Origin of the sequence: Aeoliella straminimaris, assembly GCF_024054565.1 — a bacterium.
Classification (GTDB): Bacteria; Planctomycetota; Planctomycetia; order Pirellulales; family Lacipirellulaceae; genus Aeoliella; species Aeoliella straminimaris.
In genome coordinates, this window is sequence record NZ_JAMXLR010000036.1 from 262,427 (window position 1) to 280,287 (window position 17,861).

The window sequence follows — 17,861 nt, forward strand, 5'->3', positions numbered from 1 at the left end:
AAATCCTCCTCAATGTACCACGGCCGAGTGGCGGAATTGGCAGACGCTCTGGACTTAAAATCCAGTGTGGGGTAACCCACGTGCGGGTTCGAGTCCCGCCTCGGCTACTGAAACAAGGGGTTTTCGGTGGTTTCGGGTTCCCTCGATTCGCCGAGGTCACCTAATCGTACACCTAAGTCAGATTCCCACAATTCGGCCGCTGTCCGCTGGGCATCGTCGCCCACGTAGTATTCCATGGTTGTCTGGATGCTCGCATGGCGCATCAGTTCTTTGAGCACCGCGGGCATTACCTTGCGGCTCCATCGTCGGCCAAAGCTTCTCCGCAAGTCGTGGGCGCTGGCAAACTTGCCAGATTTGCTGTGAACCACGATGTTGGCCGCCTTGCCCATCGCCTTTACCACAGGGCCCACCTTGAACCGGGAAGTCCCAACGGCGAACACGGGGCCGCTGCGGGCCTCTGGCGGCACGGTATCGAGCAAGCGAGCGAACTCGGGGACGATGGGTATCACTTGGTCAGCTCCCGACTTCTGGGCCTCGCCCGGGATTCTCAGTACCGGATGCTTGCCGCTGTGGTCCACCACAATCGCCCCCGGGCCGTCCGTCCAGCTTAGAGCCAGCGATTCACTAAGACGCAAACCAGAGCACCAGAGGGCCTTGAGATAGAACCGCCAGTCGTCTGCGGTCCCTTCGATTTTGGAGTCGGCTTCCAGCACCTCGGGCACCTTCAACAGCATCTCGTTAAACTCTTGCACCGTCAGGGGGCGGCCCTTCGCTTTGCTGGTGCCCTTGGGTGTGGTGGGCATATCGAATTCAGGGACCCTGCCGAGCATCCCCTGCTTGTTCGCCCACCGTGCCAGCACCTTGAGCGTTCGCAGGTGCCGCGCGATGGTTGCCTCGGACAAGCCGGCATCGCGGCAGTCGGCGACGAATCTGGTCACTCTGTCGGTGGTGAAGTCCGCCAACCGCTGTGGCTTGGCGTACTTCTCGAACACGTTCACCGTTGCCAAGTAGGTGGTAGCAGTACCCTCGCCCTTGGTATTCAGCTTGTTGGCCTTGTAGTGTTCGATGAACGATTCCCAACTGCTGCGGTTGGTGGGCACGTACACCCCGCGGCGCAGCTCATCCTCCCAAACTCCGGCCTTCTTCTCGGCGTCCTTCTTTTTCGTGCAGCCACTCGACTTGGTGACGTGCTTCTGGGTGTACTGGTCGAAGTATCTCATCAACCATACGTTGCGGCCGGCTCGCTTTAAAACATGAACTTTGATTTCAGACACGGGTTTCCTCCAGGGTACTTGGTGTCGGGTTTGGTCGTTTGAACGCAACACGCGGCGTCTGGTGGCTGCCAGTTTGGCAATCAGCCACGCGAACTCGCTTGTCTGCGGATGTACTTGTCTAGGTCCTAGCGCAGCCAGTGGTCGCGGCCGCCAATTGGGAATGGTTTGGGGATCTCACCTGCTTTCACCAACTCACTAAATTTGGTGAGCCCAATATCGAGGTATTCGCAAGCACGCTTCCGTTGCATCGTTGGCGGCCAACCTCCATCGCTGCTGGTCGCGCTGTTGGCCGTCAGCGCGGCGAAGAACTGCGCCAAGTGGTTCATCGCTTCTTCAAAATTCGTCGTGGACACTGGATGGGCCTTTGCGAATGCTGGGAACAAACAGCCCCGGCCAGCAGCGCCAGCCGGGGCGTGGGGGCTATCTACAAGCACGGCGGCCATGCCTTGCGGCCATGTACTTCTCGAACGCCTTTTCCTCTTCTAAGTCGATTTCCTTTTGGTACTCTTCCCAACGGAACTTCGACGGCTTGGGCTCTCGGTCTAGCTTCTCGCCCATTCGCTTCGCCACTGCGAGATAGCCCAGGCCGATGCTGTGAATCTCATCGACTACGCTCTGTGCCAAGTCGCCATCGTTGTCTCGCCCGTCGATGAATACGGCAAAGCCAAAACTGGGGAAGTCACAATCACCGCGAGCGGTTAGCTGGTAGACGTGCCCCTCGGAGTCCGGGTCTGCCTCGCTCTGCATCGCGTCCACGATAATCGTTTCGCGGGCGTGGTACTGAAGCTTGAACTCAACCATCTGGTCGCCCAGTTGTTCGGCTAGTTCGTGCTTGCGTTGGTCAGTGAGAAAGGTAGAAGCAACAGCCATTGAAGTGGCCTTTCCTGCCCCGCAGAGTGCCAGGGCAAAAGAAAGCGCGTTGCACCAGTGGCTGGTCTAACGGATTGGTCCGTCCTGGGATCGTTACCTACCCAGCAACCAAAGGTGCAACGCGCTCTGTTTTCCAAGTTTCTAGACATAGGGGTCCCCAATTTTTAAGACTCCATCATTTTGCCACGCTCTGCGGCGGTGTCAACTGCAAAGCTTGCAACTCGCTGCGTCCCGGCTCAATAATGCGGGCTGGCAACATCACTCATCCAAAACAGGGGGAAGTCTCATGCGATACACACTCCTAGCCGCGGCCCTGCTTCTCTGCTCCACCGCACAAGCCGAGTTCTTTACTCCCATCGGAGGTGGCTACGAATACGTCACCAACGACGGCACCTTTACCGGGGAGTGGGAGACGGATGGCGTCTGGTACAACAACCAGCAGTATTGGGAGGCCGACGTTGGCAACATCAATGGTGATGCGAAGTATGGCAACTACGACGGCTATCTGTCGCTTTACCTCGAGTTGCCAGGCGTGACCTCCACCAGCGGCTACCTGGATTTCGAGTCCGACACCACTTGGGCCAGATTGGTCGGTTACTCGTTCCCCGCCACCATTGGAAGCACCAATTTCTACCTAGATGGGATTCCCCTGGTGGAAGACGAACTGATTCAGATTGAGCCAGGACCCCATCGGTATAGTTGGGACAGGCCGCAAGGTGGGGCTACCCATGCGCTGCTGAATGTACGGTATGTGCCCGAGCCGAGTGGTGTGTGGCTAGTGCTGTTCGGCGCGCCGCTCTTGTTCAAGTTGTCAAAGAACTGCGGGCACTAATCCCGCTCCGCCTCGCTCACTTCGATATTCCACGTCGGCGGCTCCCACGCGGCGTGCGTCACGACAGCCCGCTTGGCCCGTGTCGCTTCGTCCCACGTCTGCTGAATCAGCAAGCATGCTGCGTGGATTTCGGCGGGCGTGGGGTCTCCGGGTCCAGCATCTGTGTCAGTGTCGGTGGTGGTCCCATCTTCGCCTGGTCGCTCAGTGGCAAGGCGTCGTGGATCCGTTCCGCTCCGTCGACGTACAGCAGCACGACATCTATCCATGTCCGGCATTCCAGCACATCCACGTTGTAAAACAGCCCGGCGTGAACACCCAGCAACAGACCGCCAGCCACTTCGTCAATCAGCGGCAGGCAGTCGGGCGGGATGTCGCCGTGGAACTCCCTCGTCAGAATGTCTTCCAAGTGCGCGCGTATCATTCCTGCCGTGTGGTTGTTTGGGAACTGTTGGATTCCATGACGTCAGTTTGCCGTCTTGTCTCTTCGACTAGTTGCTGCAAAGCCTCTTCGCCACCGCTGGGGCCAAGCCAGTAGTCTACCTTCTCGCCAGTCCACTCGTTCATCGCAGCACGGGTGCGATTGCCTTGGCGAAGCTCGTACATGTAGGCTGCGTCACGATCGGCTGCGGCCAGGTTCTCGGCAATTGCATCCTCTTGCTGCATCAACTCACGGCCAGCAGCACCACGGCGTCGTAGCACCGTTGATGCGAGCGCTCGATCCTGGATGGCGTTGCCAATGGTCTGCCCTGCAAGGTTAGTCGCCTGGGCGTTCTTAATCTCTCCGATGCGTGCCCGCAATGCATCCCTGTTGGTGAGAACGTCGAAGCCTTGCGCGGCTTCCGATGAACCGAGGAACTTTGTAAGCCCCTCCTTTGTAAGTCCGCGGTCGGACACGTTACCGACAATTGCTTCGAGGCCTCTCCCACCAAGTTCATCAGCCAGCCCCTGCCGAGATAGCGAAGACAGCATAGCGTTGAACTTGGTGCCAGCCTCACTACCGCTGCCGGTGGTCTGTGCAATGCGGCTGACGGCGGCGAACGTTTCCTCGTCAGTCAGTCCAAACTTCTTGGCCGATGCGGACGCGATGGCCACACCCTCGGCAATCTGTGCAGGCGAAACACCCGTTGCAGGCAAAGCACCAGCAATAGACTTGCTGACAATAGCCCTCGAGCCACCAGTGGAGTCACCACCAGAGAACCCACTCTGAATCAACCCGGTGGACTTGGCCAGCGTTGCCGAATCGTCAATCAACTGCAACTGGCTGAAGAATGCGCGGTCTTTCGATAAACCAGCAGAGTCCAGCTCAAACGTCAGCCTATTAGCTTGAATCCGATCCCTGACGAAACCCTCGTTGTACGTGATGTCCGACATAGCAAACAATCGGTCACGCTTGTTGGTGTCTCCCCCCGCCAACTGCACCAACTGCCCCCGGCTCTCGGCATCGGTCATCTGCGCCTGGGCTATCTTACTTTGTTCGCTACGGATGCGGCCCAGGAGGCTGAGGAACAACCCGGCGGCGGCGGCGGGTCCAGAGAAGCCCGCAGCGTAGTTCTGCAGTAGCGACACGTCGAATGCCTGCTTGCCAGCCGAGCCAACACGCTCGAGCCGCTGCCCTAAGTATAGCCAATCTCGAGAACACACAGCGCAGCTTGCCATTATTATCACGGACCCCGTTGCGTCGCGGATCAAGGCGTCTGGGGCCTGGGTGACTGTCGACCGGACGATTCCTGGCAATCCGATCACCAAGGTTCATTTCCACAGCATTTACCGGAAGGGAGCAGAGGCAGCACTGCAGCGCCTTGAAGGTTTGACGAGCCTTGAGGAAGTGGATCTCGCACAAGAGGAAGTCACCGATGTGGCATTGATGCACTTGAAAGGGCTTACACGCCTCCAGAAGCTGGACCTTAGCGACACAGGCATCACCGACGCAGGCCTCGCTCACTTGCAGGATCTAACCGAGCTCCGGAGTCTCAATCTCAGCGGTATCGATGTCACAAACGATGGACTCGTGCATCTAAGCGGGATGAGAAAGCTCGAATCGTTAACGCTCAGTGGGGCACAGATCACCGATGCCGGACTTGACCATCTGAAGGGACTTACTGAACTGAGGGAGTTGCGACTCTATGGCGACCAGATCAGGGGCGCTGGCCTGGTGAACTTCAAGGGAATGACCAAACTCCGTGTCCTGGACCTGAGCCTTACCAGGGTTACGGATGCTGGTCTCGCCCACCTATCGGGACTGAAAGAACTTCGCAAGTTAACGCTCACCCATACCCAGATCACCGACGCAAGTTTGGCACACTTGCGAAAACTGTCCCATCTTGAAGAGCTGGAACTTAGCTATACCCCTATCACGAGCGTCGGGATGCAGTATCTGCAAACGCTGCACCGACTGCGGTCGCTTGGTCTGTCCGGCACACAAGTGGACGACAGCGGACTGAAATACCTTCAGAGTCTGGAGACTCTCGAGAGCCTTTTCTTGGATTCGACACCGATCACCAATGCGGGCCTGACGTCGTTGGCTGCTCTCAATAGGCTGACATCGCTGTGGGTTGGTGGAACTCAGATTACCGATGACGGGCTCCGGGAGTTAGCGAAGCTAAGTCAGCTAGGCTACTTGGCTCTGAGCAGTACCCAAGTTACCGATCACGGTCTCCAGCACCTAAGGGATATCAAGACACTGAAGTGGCTCGCACTCGATGGCACCGAAGTGCGGGGTGCGGGACTGGAGTACTTGGCAGACCTAGACCAGTTGAGGGATGTCGACTTGACCATTTGTCATCTGGGTGACGAGGCGTTGGAGCCCTTGAAGCGGCTCACTGGTCTGCGGAGCTTGGATCTGTCGCACACCGGCATCGACTCGGCGGCGGTCGACGACTTGCGCGCCGCTCTGCCTGACACTCAAGTTCGATGGGCCACGACGCGGGAGCAGGAAGCCTTGGCTGCCGAAGCGACAGAGGTTGCCGTCCAGCGACTGGATGTACTGGGGGCCTCCGTTACCAGGACCGAACCACGCGGCACTGTCGTTGCCATCCGCCTGGAAGGCGACCGTGTGACAGACGCTGCGCTCGAGGTGCTTAAAGACATCGATTCGCGTTATCTCAGGTCATTGGATCTCTCGAATACACAGGTCACCGACGCCGGCATGCAGCATCTCAGTCGTTTTCTCAAGCTCCGCGATCTAACGCTGATCAATGCACAGATCACGGACGCCGGGCTGGGCTCTCTGAGTCGTCTGGAGAATCTCGTGCGTCTGGATCTTAGCAGCTGTCACATCACCGATGCCGGCCTCACGCAGCTCGATAAGTTGAGCCAACTCGAACTTCTGACTCTTAACGACACTCAGGTCACGGGCGCTGGACTGATTCAACTGCAAGGGCTGTCTCGGATCAGGTGGCTAGAACTGAGAGCCACGCCCGTGACCGATGCTGGATTGCTGGGACTCTCCCAGCTGCAAGCACTTGAGTCGCTGGATCTTAGTGACACCGAGGTGACCGACGCAGGGCTGGAAAAGCTCAGCGGCTTGCCCAATCTAAAGAAGTTGTATCTCTTCAACACGCAAGTTACCGATGAAGGACTAGCCTCGTTGAAACAGCGTGACCACTTGCGTGTCTTCCTGATCACCATCCGCATCACGCAGCTTCCTCACGATCTGCTCCGGCGAATGACGCTTCTTTCGCTTCTCTGACATCCTGAGTCTCCTTCTGACCCTCTCGGGCGGTTGAGACTCTCATAACATATGGATCAGCTCTTGGGGAGCAGGCCAAAATGAACCAGGTAGCGGCCGATTGCTCCATTCGAACTTTGCATTGCGCAAGAAAGTCTGTACGGTCGGTATCGCCACCCAGTAGGTTTGTGAAGCCTTGCGAAGCGCTTCCCGTTCACTTTACGAGATTGCGGTATTGGGTGGGACTAACGCCTTCGGAGGCCCGAAACACTTTGTAGAAGTGCGGGTACTCACGGTAACCGCAAAGCCCACATATGGTGCCCGGAGCAACGTCGGTTTGCGACAGAAGCCAGCGAGCTTCACGCATTCGACGCTCTCGAATGGCTGCACCAGGGGTGATGCCAGCAACCTCCAGGAATCTCTTATGGAAAGTCATGCGAGAGACGCCTTGGGTCTGTTCCACAACGTCATTTACCTTTACTCCTTCGCAGGCATGTTGGCCGATGAACTGCAGTGCGGCGTCGATGTCGCAATCAACACGGCAACCACCTCCTGTAGAGGCTCGCTCAAGAATGGTGAGTCCTTCGATGATCACGGGCTCACAAGGGCCACTCCCCGTTTCGAGCATCTCGATGGCGATGTCTACGGCTCGTAAGCCTATTTCTGGCGCCGGGACGAGCACGCTAGTGACGGGGGGATGCGTTGACGTGGCGACTTGAAAACCGTCTGACCCGATGATGGCAACATCTACTGGGACTTTCAGTCCGATGAGCTCGCAAGTCCGGGCCAGATAACACCCTGCAAGTGTGTTCTGCGAAAAGATTCCCACCGGCTTGGGGAGTTGGTTTAGCCAAAACTCGACATCGGGATCGACTTCAACTGACTTGTGCAAGTCGACGAGCGTTTGTGGTTCGGGTGCCCACTGACTGTGATAAACCACATTGTGTCTTGCCGCATATTCGCGGTACTGCCGCTGAGAACTCTGGCCCGTTGGTTCCCCGCCGAAGACAAACTGCCACACTTCATTTACCTGAAGCTGGTCAAACAGGCGGTGTGCTTGGCAGTAGAATTCGATTGCGCTGGCCAGGACGACTGCTGTATTCGAGAGCTGCTGAACTCGGGCAGTGCTGACTATGGGTACCTCTGGGGGAATCTGATCACGTAAATTTATGACAAGGTCATCCACAATAAAACAGACAATGACGTTGGGTTGCCAATCGCTGAGGGTACGGAATAACTCGGAGCCATCTAGAAAAAAGTCTCGCGCAATCATGCCTCGGGACGGCGAAGCACCTTTGCAGACGCCCGCGGCAAAGCCGCACGATAAGTCATCCATTCGCTCAGCAACAAAGGCTACTCGAATGGGGGGGTCTCGGCCGCGCTGCACCTTTCCACCTCCAGTACACAGAAACCAGTATCTACTCTGCGGTTAGTCGAAAAAAGAACACGCAACTGCCGTCGTATTTTACAAATATACATATCGGCCCTCCGTGCACTCGACTATCATTTCCATTATGATCAGGTAATTGAGACTTTTTGTTACTAAGCTTTTCGCTCCCCTCTTATCAATGAGAATGAAGATGAGATGCGCCTTGCCGCATGCAGCTTCGCTATGTTGTGTTGCCCCACAGCATCTTATCAATCGCATGCTGATGCCAGCCTTTGACAGCGCCGCTGTATTGTTGCTCTTGTTTGACTGAATCTGCTCGGCGTCGTTTCGGCTATCAATCCTAGGAGTTCGACGAACCATGACTCACTTGCAACGACTGACTTTTGCTGCTGCCGGAATTGTTTTGCTGCTGTCATTGACTGTGCCTTCAAGGGCGCAGATCATCTCACTGAATTTCAGCGAGAATTCAGCCAACCAGGGGTTTGTGGGCGGCGAGCTGATTGGCCCTTTGTTGACTGATAGTACTTATTGGAATTCTACCAACGGCCAACCCGACTTAGCTAACGGCACCATTCTGGACTTGATCGACAGTAGTGGTGCAACTACGACTGCAGACGTTACCTGGTCGGCCAACAATCCATATTACAACGGCGATGGAACTGGCAGTGACGAAGCAAGACTCTCTGTTGGTTATCTCGATGATGGCGGTGACGGCATCTCAGTCGAGCTATCACAGATTCCCTACACGAACTATCGAGTTTATGGCCTCTATGCATCTGATCAGGCAAATCCCGCAGGCGCACAAGTGGTCACCGCGCAGGACATGAGTGTGAACGGTACCTGGGTATTTGGCGGAGCTGCGGCGACATCCGTTGACGCTTACGGCAGCATCGGCGATTCATTCGAAGCCACAGGTAAGAATTGGAGCCTGCTAACCAGCACTCAGACTGGCAACTATTGGACCTACGACGTTTCGGGCACTTCCACAGTCACCATTACCCAATCGCCTGTTGGCGATCCTGGCCGCGCCGCACTCACGGGATTGATCATTCGAGACTTGGATGCAGTGATCACAGATCCCTCTTTGAAGCTAACCATCGACCGAGACACCGGTGATACGACTCTGATCAACAACACCGGAGATGACGTCAACATCTCTGGCGTGGGGTTGTTATCCGACGTAGGTGGCTGGGTGAGCGGTAACTGGAAGTCAATCGCTTCAAACTATGACCAGGATGGCACTATTAGCAGCGACGATAGCTGGGTAGAGATTGCACGCACGGCGAGCGATTTGAGTGAAGCAACATTGACTAACGGAGTGATCGCCAATGGTCAGTCGATCAACTTGGGCGATGGCCTGTGGACGCAGTATCCGAGCGAAGCTGGCACGATCTTCGAGTATCTCGTAACGGGGGCAGCAGACGCCACATTCGGACTTCTGGAGTTCGTCGACTCGGACTCAAGCAATGGGGAGGCTAGCTTCGACATTGGCGACTACAATTTCGATGGGCAGATCGACTCACTCGACTGGCCAACTCAACGCGACAACTACTATGCAGACTTGGCGGGATTGAGCATCGCTCAGTCGTACCAGTCAGGCGACATCGATGGCGACGGTGACAACGATTTGCAGGACCTCTTGCAGTTCAAGTCGTTGTACGATGCCGCCAATGGCGCAGGTGCTTTCGATGCCCTAATAGGCGGATCTGCCGTTCCTGAGCCGTCGGCTCTCGCGTTGTTGTTTGCTGGAGCAACCGTCCTGCTCGCTGGTCGCCGACTCCGCCGTGCAAGTCGCCAATTAGCCGGAGCGATGCTGGTGGTGGTTTTGGTAGCTGCCTCGAATGCTGACGCGGTAGGGATTGGGGTGAACTTCCGTGGTGGTCGGGCAGATAATGACCCAGCGGCGACGGGGCCCGACGTAACCGGCTCGGCTGGCGTTGTTGCCCAGTCCAACTGGAACAACTTAGGCGGCAATTTTCCGGCGACGGACCACAATGCGACCGTCGGTAGTCTTCTTAACGATAGCGGAACACCAACTTCGGCCAGCGTTACCTGGTCGACTGCCGAGACTTACTCCTCCACGGCCAACGGTCCAACTGGCGCCGCCGATCAGGATCGCAACCTGATGGATGGCTATCTCGATGCGGTGGCAGCTCAGCCTACCGCAACGGTGGATTTCCAAAACATACCCTACGAATTCTACGACGTTTACGTCTACGTGGGATCAGACGGCGACGATCGCACCGGCAAGGCGACCCTGAACGGTGACGGTGCCACAGACACGTGGTTCCGCACCAACACGGGAGTCGACACCTTCAACTCCGCAGCGGACTACATTCAGGCCACCGCACCCACCGAAGCAGAGGCGGTGGCATCCAATTACATCCTGTTCGAGGATGTCGGTGGCCCCTCGTTGGGTATTGGCGTTACCCGTGGCACCAACAACGTTGGTACGCACGGCATCCAAATTGTTGAGGAATTGAATCCGCAGTTGCTAACGCTGCAGATCAACACCAATGGCGGAACCGCCAGGATTTTGAACGATTCGTCGAGAGACTACAGCATTGATTTCTTCGAAATCACCAGCCAAAGTTCGTCGCTGGACGAGACCAGCTGGTCCCCTGCCGGCAGTGGTACTAACGATGGCAGCGATTGGGAAACACTTGGAAACCTCGACGATTCGAGACTGTCACAGTTCCTACTGAATGGCGCTGAGGCGTTGACGGCAGGCGGTGGTACGACGCTCGGCTTGGGCGCTGCTTTCAAAGGTGGGACCCAGGATTTGGTATTCACTTACCACGATGTGAATCTCGGTACACGCCGCGGTATCGTTGATTACGTTGACGTTGGCCTCCCAGGCGATTTCAATAACGATCTCATAGTAGATATTGCCGACTATACCGTCTGGCGAAACAACCTCGGTGCGGACGAGTTGGTTCTCTCAGGAAACGGCAATGGTAGTGGGGTTGTCGATGCCGGCGACTACCAACTATGGAAGCAGAACTTTGGCACCAGCGCTGGAAGTGGCAGCCTCAGCACTTCCAGCGCCGTGCCTGAACCAACGTCCGTTGTGATATTCCTTAGCGTACTTGGTATGGCCTTTCTTGCAACGAATCGGAGCAAAGGAGCGAATCGCGTGATTCACTTGAATAGCAAAACGATCTCCTGTGTAGCGCTATTGGCATGCGTATGGTTTACTTGTGTCGACTCGGCCAACGCCCAAGTGGCGAACGTCACGATCGACCGACTCTACACGTTTGGTGAAGAAGAGACCGCATCCGCTGGGCAAACGGTCGGACAGAATTCTGACATGTTCACCTACGACAGTGTGGGTACACCTGGTGCGGGTGATTTGATTGATCTGGAAGTGATTGGCGATCCCAAATACGTAAATGTCGGGCCATCGGGGCTAGATCGTCCTGGAGCCGGTTCGACTCTGGGTGCTCAGTTTGATGGTGTTGACGATGTCATGTTCACGCCGTTGCCACTGAACCGTCCTGATGTTCTGGCTGGTCCCACGGAGTTGGGCGACACGATGAATGCCCCCAACTTGCCACTAATCGATCCGAATGGAAGCAATCCCTATCCTTACAACTATGACAATATCAGCGCTCGCGGTATGCAGATGTGGGTTTACCCAGACGCCGGGTCCAAGCTGGGCACCGAACGCCAGGTGATCGCGATGGACACCGTCACGGCCGGTGGTGTCGCCATCACGGCCAATGGCAAGTGGACTCAGATCAACTCGGGTCACCTCAATGACACTGACATCGAAGCGACGGTCGATGTTGTAGGCGATACCTGGTACCACGTTATGCAACACATCTACACGTCGGGCGATGACAACGCGCCCGAACTCGGGACCGGCGTCGACTTCAGCGACTTCATGTCCGTCGTCTATGTCAACGGAATTGCCGTTTCGGCCAATGCCGATACACTGCCCCCCGAAGGATTCGTCGATGGGCCGCGATTTGGAGTGCTTTCGGTAGGTGCCGCGGAAGTTGAAGGTGACGGCTTAACCCCCGTGTATGGCGAGTACTTTGATGGTGCCATCGACGATCTGGAAATGTACGTGTATGGCGACAATTCTGGAGTGTCGACTTCGCCTCCAGGACAAGACTACGGCACCTTTTACCTGATGGAGGACAATGCTTGGATCGCAGAGGAGGTATCCAGCCGCCTGGGTGGATCCGCGCTGATTCCAGGCGACGCCAACTTCGACGGAGTGGTCAGCGGTACCGGCTTCGGGAATCCAAGCAGCGATGACGTTGCTGCCCTGATCTCCAACTGGCGTTCTCGCAAGGAATTCGAGGGTGCCCATAACACCATTACGGCTGGTGACTTCGAGACGTGGCAGAAAGGCGACTTTAACCTCGACGGCGTTGTTGACTTTAGCGACTGGACCATCCTGCAAGCGAACCACCCCAATGCGGGGTCACTGAATCTTGGTGCACTGTTGAATGGTCAGGCAGTTCCGGAACCAAGCACTTTAGTAACGATTTCGTTAGCGGCGGTAGTGGCCGCAATTTGGAAGAAACGCATTGCGTAAGAGGAGCGTTGTAGGCTCTCTGCACAGCTAGTTGCGATTGTAAGCAATTGAGGCTGTTGGAAGAGTTGGACAAGCTGGAAGTGCCTAGCAAGACACATCCGGCGCGTATTCGAGAATTTTCCGCCTGCAGATAACTGAGATTAGCAGTAGCATCTGTGGTGCGATCACCAAAAGTAAACGAATCTAGAATCCTGCTGGAGCGACCAATGTTCGTCAAACGAAAGACCGCCTTTACGCTGGTTGAGTTGCTGGTTGTGATTGCCATCATAGGAATCTTGGTTGCACTGCTGCTACCCGCGGTTCAGGCGGCCCGCGAAGCGGCGCGCCGTGAGAGCTGCAGAAATAACCTGAAGCAATTGGCGTTGGGTGCGCAGAACCACCATGATACGGTTGGGTTCTTTCCGTCCGGAGGGTGGGGGTATTTCTGGGTAGGTGATGCCGACCGCGGATCCGGTGAGGGACAGCCTGGTGGATGGATTTATTCCACGTTGCCGTTTATTGAAGAAACCCAACTGCACGATCTAGCCTCCGATGGCGATCCAGACAACGTAACCCAGCAGCAAAAAGTAGGAGCAACGCAGGTTGTCCAGCAGCCGGTAGATATGGTCCGATGTCCATCGCGTCGAGAGACCACCGTCGCCCCCAAACCCGTGGATGGCGACTTTGTCGCCTACAACGCGGCGAACTTCTCTGGAGGTGGTACTGTCGGGCGAAGTGACTACGCAGCAAACTGCGGCGATCAATTGCACAATGAGTATGGCGCCGGCCCCAGTAATCTGGGAGCGGCCGAGAACTTTAATTGGTGTAACGGCAAAACTGGAAAGAAGAAAGGTACGTGCCTCAGCGTCTCTGAATTGAATGGAATCTCATTTGCCCGCAGCGAAGTGGCCATACGTCACATTACCGACGGCACATCGAAAACCTACTATTGTGGTGAAAAGTACCTCAACCCTTTGAATTACATCACCGGTCGAGATGGCGGTGACAACGAAACCTGGTGCACAGGCTATAACAACGACAATTACCGAAACGGCTACTATCCTCCGCTCAAGGATACGGAAGGATTGCCGGATGTGTCACGATTTGGAAGTGCCCACTCGGGTGTGTTGATGATGGCCTACTGCGATGGCAGCGTGTCTTCCGTTGCTTACGACATCGACGCCTATCTATTCCGGGGCACCTGCAACCGCAAGGATGGCGCCGTTGATTTTGAGCAGTATTACAACCCTCAACGAGACGGAGGTGGTCGACGCTAACGTCCGACCGACACCTTCCCGAAATTTTGGAGATGCATTACTTGAAATACAAAACTGTTTGGATGGTCATCTTGGCCTGCGCCGCTGTATGCGGATGTGGTGGATCGGAGGAGCAAGACTTCCTCAATCGTTCGGTATCTCCTTCCTCTCTAGTTTCTCAGGCGATGCAGCAGAGTGATACCAATGGGGATGGCCAACTAGATGCCGCGGAATTGGAGTCCTGTATCTCGCTCCGCGATTCACTCTCCGCCTATGACACAGATGGCGATGGTGCTATTTCCCAAGCCGAACTCCTTGCGAGGATCGAGCAACTGTTCAAGGACGGCGTGATTCTTACCAACGTCTCTTGCACGGTGACGAAAGGGCGGTCCCCAGTGAGCAACGCCCGCGTCGTTTTCGAACCAGCACCCTTCATGGAATCTGTTTTGGAGCCAGCCAGTGGAGTGACGGATTCGTCAGGAGTCGCCCTCATCGCTGTGGCCGACGACCGGCTCCCCGATGAATTGAAAGGAAAGCCGGTGATGCACATCGGCCTCTACGAAGTAACCATCGACTCCGGAAGCAACACCACCAAGTTCGGCCATGAAGTTGATCCGGACTCGCGAACAGGCGTGAGCCCGACCTTTGATCTGACTTCGGCCCGTAAACAGTAATACCCGTTCACACCATCGCGGCGAGTTTGCGACGCCGGGGCTGTAGGAGGCCGAAGCGGACCACACAACTGATCCGCTTCGACTGCTGATGTTGACCGAATTCTAGTCTCGGCGGGGCTCGCAACTCCCAGAACTCTAGTGGTTCACAGATCGGTTCAGTTTCTGGGCCGTACGGGATAAACGATCAGTCGCCCAACTTTTTTCCAGCGCTGGTATTGGTTGGCGATTCTGAATGAGCAACTACCTGGCCAACCACGCCTTGAGTCGCCGGTGGAGGCGCCCTAAGCCTGAGCTCGGAAGGTGTCGGCCGATGCGTGTCGCCAGCTCCTGTCGAGTAGCGGATGTCCGCTGTTGCCATCGAGCAGATCGCCGACGGAAAGAAATTCGTAGGCTTCTTCGTACGACATGACCTGGGTGGGGCCCGTTCGTTTGTAAACGTGAGCTGGCTCTAGCTCGTCGGGACTTGTCAGCCCCATCGCGGCTACCATTTCAGTCAACGTTTCCATGGTGTTTTTGTGAAACCGAAAGGCCCGTTCGGACTTGTCGGCGACATTCAAAGCCCGAAAGCGATGTGGATCCTGGGTGGCGACACCGACTGGGCAGGCGTTAGTGTGGCAAGCCTGGGCCTGAATGCATCCCACCGACATCATGAACCCACGGGCGACGTTGCACCAATCCGCGCCAATGGCGATGTTACGAATCATGTCCGCTGCGGAACTGACTTTGCCGGCGCAAGCGATCTTGATCTTATCACGAAGACCGCAACCGACCAGAGCGTTGTGCACCAGCACCAGGCCTTCGACCAAGGGCGTGCCCATGCTGTCGGAAAACTCCAGCGGAGCCGCGCCCGTACCGCCCTCTCCGCCGTCGACGTTGATAAAGTCGGGCAGCAGGCGCGTTTCTAGCATCGCTTTGCAGATGGCAAGAAATTCATGGGGCATCCCGATGCAGAGTTTGAAACCGACCGGTTTTCCGCCGGAGAGTTCGCGCAGTTGTTGCACCCACTCGCATAGTTCGCGTGGCGTGTGAAACGCGGAATGGCCGGGAGGGGACACGCAGTCTTGCCCCATGGGCACTTTACGCGTCTGGGCGATCTCCTGGGTGATCTTGGCGGCTGGCAAGACACCACCGTGCCCCGGCTTGGCTCCTTGAGAGATCTTGATCTCGATCATCTTAACCTGATCATCACTTGCCTGCTCTGCAAACAGGTCGGCGTTAAAGGTACCATCGTCGTTACGGCAGCCGAAGTAGCCGGTACCGATTTGCCAAACGACATCTCCGCCCGGCTTTCTGTGGTAAGGACTGAAGCCGCCCTCTCCGGTCCAATGGGCAAAGCCACCTTTTTTTGCACCTGTGTTCAGTGCGAGAATGGCATTTGGGCTGATGGCACCAAAGCTCATTGACGAGACATTCAGCAGCGAGCAGGAATAGGGTTTAGTACACCCAGGGCCGCCAACAAGGGTGCGAAAGCTCTCGCTGCTCTTCACCGTTGGAGCGATGGAGTGGGGGCTCCATTCGTACTCGTCCGAATAGACGTCCAACTCGGTTCCGAATGGCTTCAGGCCTTCAATGTTCTTCGAGCGTTCGTAGATCAACGATCGTTCATCACGATTGAAGGGACGCCCGCTCGTGTCGTCTTCGATAAAGTATTGATGGATTTCCGGTCGGATCATCTCGAAGAGAAACCGAAAATGGGCCGCCACCGGGTAGTTGCGCAAGATGCTATGACGCTCCTGAAGCACGTCGTACACACCAAGCAGTGCCACCGGACCACAAATCGCGGCACCCACAAACCACCATGGGGAAACCAAGCTACCTAACGCAACAAACAGCGCGGTCAGGAGAATACTGAGATAGAACGGAATGAAACGCATGGATTGTTTTCCTGGTCCGCAAAGTCAACCGGCGGGTCATGGAGATTGTGTTGTTCGCTTCGGAGGTATGGAGTCGTCATCGCGCCGAGTTTGCAGGAAATCGACTATGTCGGTCAACTCTTTTGCTGTTACAGAGCCCGCAAACGCAGGCATATTGTATCCGCCGTTATTGATGCGAATGATCATATCTTCGCGCGTAAGTTGTTGGCCAATATCCGAAAGTTCCGGGCCACGGTGACCGCCGTGGCCGTCGATGTCGTGGCAATACAAACAACCCTTGGAGTGCACCAACGCGGCACCGCGAGCGATAGGGCCACTATCGGTGCCAACGACTTCCTTGGTTAGGGGTTTGACACCAAAGTCGGGCGACCACGGTTCGTGGTATCCGTAAATGGTCAGCACAAGTATACCTGTGAAGGACGCAATCACGATCCCAATTGCCCAAGGACGTTTGCTTGGAGCTCGGTGTCCCCTGTTTGAAATTAAAGGGAGCAGAAAGAGCACCAGAAATCCGACGACAGGGGCGCCGAGGATGACCCAGGTCTCTAAACTGGCTGGTAGCAGCGAGAGTACGGCGAAGTACCACCAGAAGTACCAATCCGGCATCGGGTTCGCCTCGATGCTGCTGGGATTCGGTGGATGATCCAGTGCCGGTGGGCCAATGAAGACAGCGCATGCGAGAATCACACCAACGATGACCGTGGAAAAGACGACGTCCCGCCACATTGCGTTGGGCCAGAAGGGCACACCCGACTTTTTCAGTCGTTTCTCGTACTCTTCCTTATAGGTTTCTGGATCGACCGGTTGGTCGGGATTGGGCATTTCGGACACGCCATGACGGAAGAGCAGCAGCAAGTGCAGCCCGACCCCGGCGAAAATCAGGCCCGGAAGCACGAACACATGGATCGCGAAGAATCGGGTTAATGTGGAACCGCCTACCGTGGTTCCTCCCATGATGAACTCGGCAATCCAGGGGCCTACAATCGGCGCACGGCCGGCCATCTCTGCGGCGACGGCCACCGACCACACTCCGTTAGCGTCCCACCGGAGTAACTGGCCGGTGAAAGCCATGCCCAGTACGACGAACAGGACGACCACGCCACTCATCCAGTTTAGCTCGCGCGGGTACTTGTAGGTGGCATGCAGGTAGACCTGCAGCATGTGAATCACGGCCAGCATCACCATTGCCGAGGCGCCGTAGTAGTGCATACCACGCACGATGCTGCCCAGCGGCGCCGTGTTGGTGATGTACATCAAGCTTTCGTAAGCTTCGTCGCCACCTGGAACATAGGTCATGGCCAGGCAGATTCCGGTCACCACTTGTACAAAGAACGCCGTCAGAGTCGCACTGCCGAATACGTACCACCAACGGGCATCGCGGGGAACGATGTGCGTCAGCAGTGGTACAACATAGTCCGAAAAGCCCGACCGCTGGTCGAGCCATTTTCCCATGTTTCGTAGCAGTTGTCTGGCCATAGATTAGAGAACTTCGGCGT

Annotated in this window: 13 protein-coding genes and 1 tRNA gene; 6 read left to right on the forward strand and 8 right to left on the reverse strand. The window is 56.2% G+C overall.

Annotation, left to right across the window (positions count from 1 at the left end; translation table 11 throughout):
- The first annotated feature begins 21 nt into the window (after positions 1-21).
- Positions 22-107, forward strand: a tRNA-Leu gene (locus NG895_RS10370).
- Here the strand turns inward: NG895_RS10370 and NG895_RS10375 are convergent.
- From NG895_RS10375 to NG895_RS10385, 3 genes are all read right to left on the reverse strand, one after another.
- Positions 105-1,274, reverse strand: coding sequence for a tyrosine-type recombinase/integrase (locus NG895_RS10375; RefSeq protein ID WP_252852414.1), 1,170 nt, complete (start codon positions 1,272-1,274; stop codon positions 105-107). The genes NG895_RS10370 and NG895_RS10375 overlap by 3 nt on opposite strands.
- A gap of 125 nt (positions 1,275-1,399) precedes the next feature.
- Positions 1,400-1,627, reverse strand: coding sequence for a helix-turn-helix transcriptional regulator (locus tag NG895_RS10380; protein ID WP_252852415.1), 228 nt, complete (start codon positions 1,625-1,627; stop codon positions 1,400-1,402).
- A 67-nt stretch (positions 1,628-1,694) separates the two neighbouring features.
- Entirely contained in the window at positions 1,695-2,144 is a 450-nt protein-coding gene (locus tag NG895_RS10385) for a hypothetical protein (protein WP_252852416.1), read from the reverse strand.
- A gap of 286 nt (positions 2,145-2,430) precedes the next feature.
- On the opposite strand from NG895_RS10385, the gene NG895_RS10390 reads away from it, so the two are divergent.
- Entirely contained in the window at positions 2,431-2,976 is a 546-nt protein-coding gene (locus NG895_RS10390) for a hypothetical protein (protein ID WP_252852417.1), read from the forward strand.
- Positions 2,977-3,082: 106 nt separating this feature from the next.
- On the opposite strand, the gene NG895_RS10395 is transcribed toward NG895_RS10390, so the two are convergent.
- Entirely contained in the window at positions 3,083-3,397 is a 315-nt protein-coding gene (locus NG895_RS10395) for a hypothetical protein (RefSeq protein WP_252852418.1), read from the reverse strand.
- A complete protein-coding gene (locus NG895_RS10400) occupies positions 3,394-4,632 on the reverse strand; it encodes a phage tail tape measure protein (RefSeq protein ID WP_252852419.1) in 1,239 nt (412 codons plus the stop codon). The genes NG895_RS10395 and NG895_RS10400 overlap by 4 nt, the downstream gene beginning before the upstream one ends.
- Positions 4,633-4,801: 169 nt before the next feature.
- Here NG895_RS10400 and NG895_RS10405 point away from each other — a divergent pair, with 169 nt between their 5' ends.
- Positions 4,802-6,664 (forward strand): leucine-rich repeat domain-containing protein, encoded by a 1,863-nt coding sequence (locus tag NG895_RS10405; protein WP_252852420.1) that lies wholly within the window; start codon positions 4,802-4,804, stop codon positions 6,662-6,664.
- 193 nt (positions 6,665-6,857) lie between these two features.
- Here the strand turns inward: NG895_RS10405 and NG895_RS10410 are convergent, their stop codons facing one another.
- On the reverse strand, positions 6,858-7,916 hold the full coding sequence (locus NG895_RS10410; protein WP_252852421.1) for an AraC family transcriptional regulator: 1,059 nt from the start codon (positions 7,914-7,916) through the stop codon (positions 6,858-6,860).
- 475 nt (positions 7,917-8,391) lie between these two features.
- Between NG895_RS10410 and NG895_RS10415 the strand changes: the two genes are divergently transcribed.
- From NG895_RS10415 to NG895_RS10425, 3 genes are all read left to right on the forward strand, one after another.
- Positions 8,392-12,582 carry a PEP-CTERM sorting domain-containing protein gene (locus NG895_RS10415; RefSeq protein ID WP_252852422.1) on the forward strand — a complete coding sequence of 1,397 codons (4,191 nt, stop codon included), beginning with the start codon at positions 8,392-8,394 and terminating at the stop codon, positions 12,580-12,582.
- 206 nt (positions 12,583-12,788) lie between these two features.
- Positions 12,789-13,838: a DUF1559 domain-containing protein gene (locus NG895_RS10420; protein WP_252852423.1), complete on the forward strand. Its 1,050-nt coding sequence runs from the start codon at positions 12,789-12,791 to the stop codon at positions 13,836-13,838.
- Positions 13,839-13,879: 41 nt separating this feature from the next.
- The gene (locus tag NG895_RS10425) at positions 13,880-14,491 is read left to right on the forward strand and encodes an EF-hand domain-containing protein (protein WP_252852424.1); all 612 of its coding nucleotides are present in this window, start codon (positions 13,880-13,882) and stop codon (positions 14,489-14,491) included.
- Positions 14,492-14,772: 281 nt separating this feature from the next.
- Here NG895_RS10425 and NG895_RS10430 read toward each other — a convergent pair whose 3' ends face one another.
- Complete coding sequence (locus tag NG895_RS10430) at positions 14,773-16,365, reverse strand: FMN-binding glutamate synthase family protein (RefSeq protein WP_252852425.1); 1,593 nt, start codon at positions 16,363-16,365, stop codon at positions 14,773-14,775.
- A gap of 36 nt (positions 16,366-16,401) precedes the next feature.
- Positions 16,402-17,841 carry a cytochrome b N-terminal domain-containing protein gene (locus tag NG895_RS10435; protein WP_252852426.1) on the reverse strand — a complete coding sequence of 480 codons (1,440 nt, stop codon included), beginning with the start codon at positions 17,839-17,841 and terminating at the stop codon, positions 16,402-16,404.
- Between the last annotated feature and the right edge of the window lie 20 nt (positions 17,842-17,861).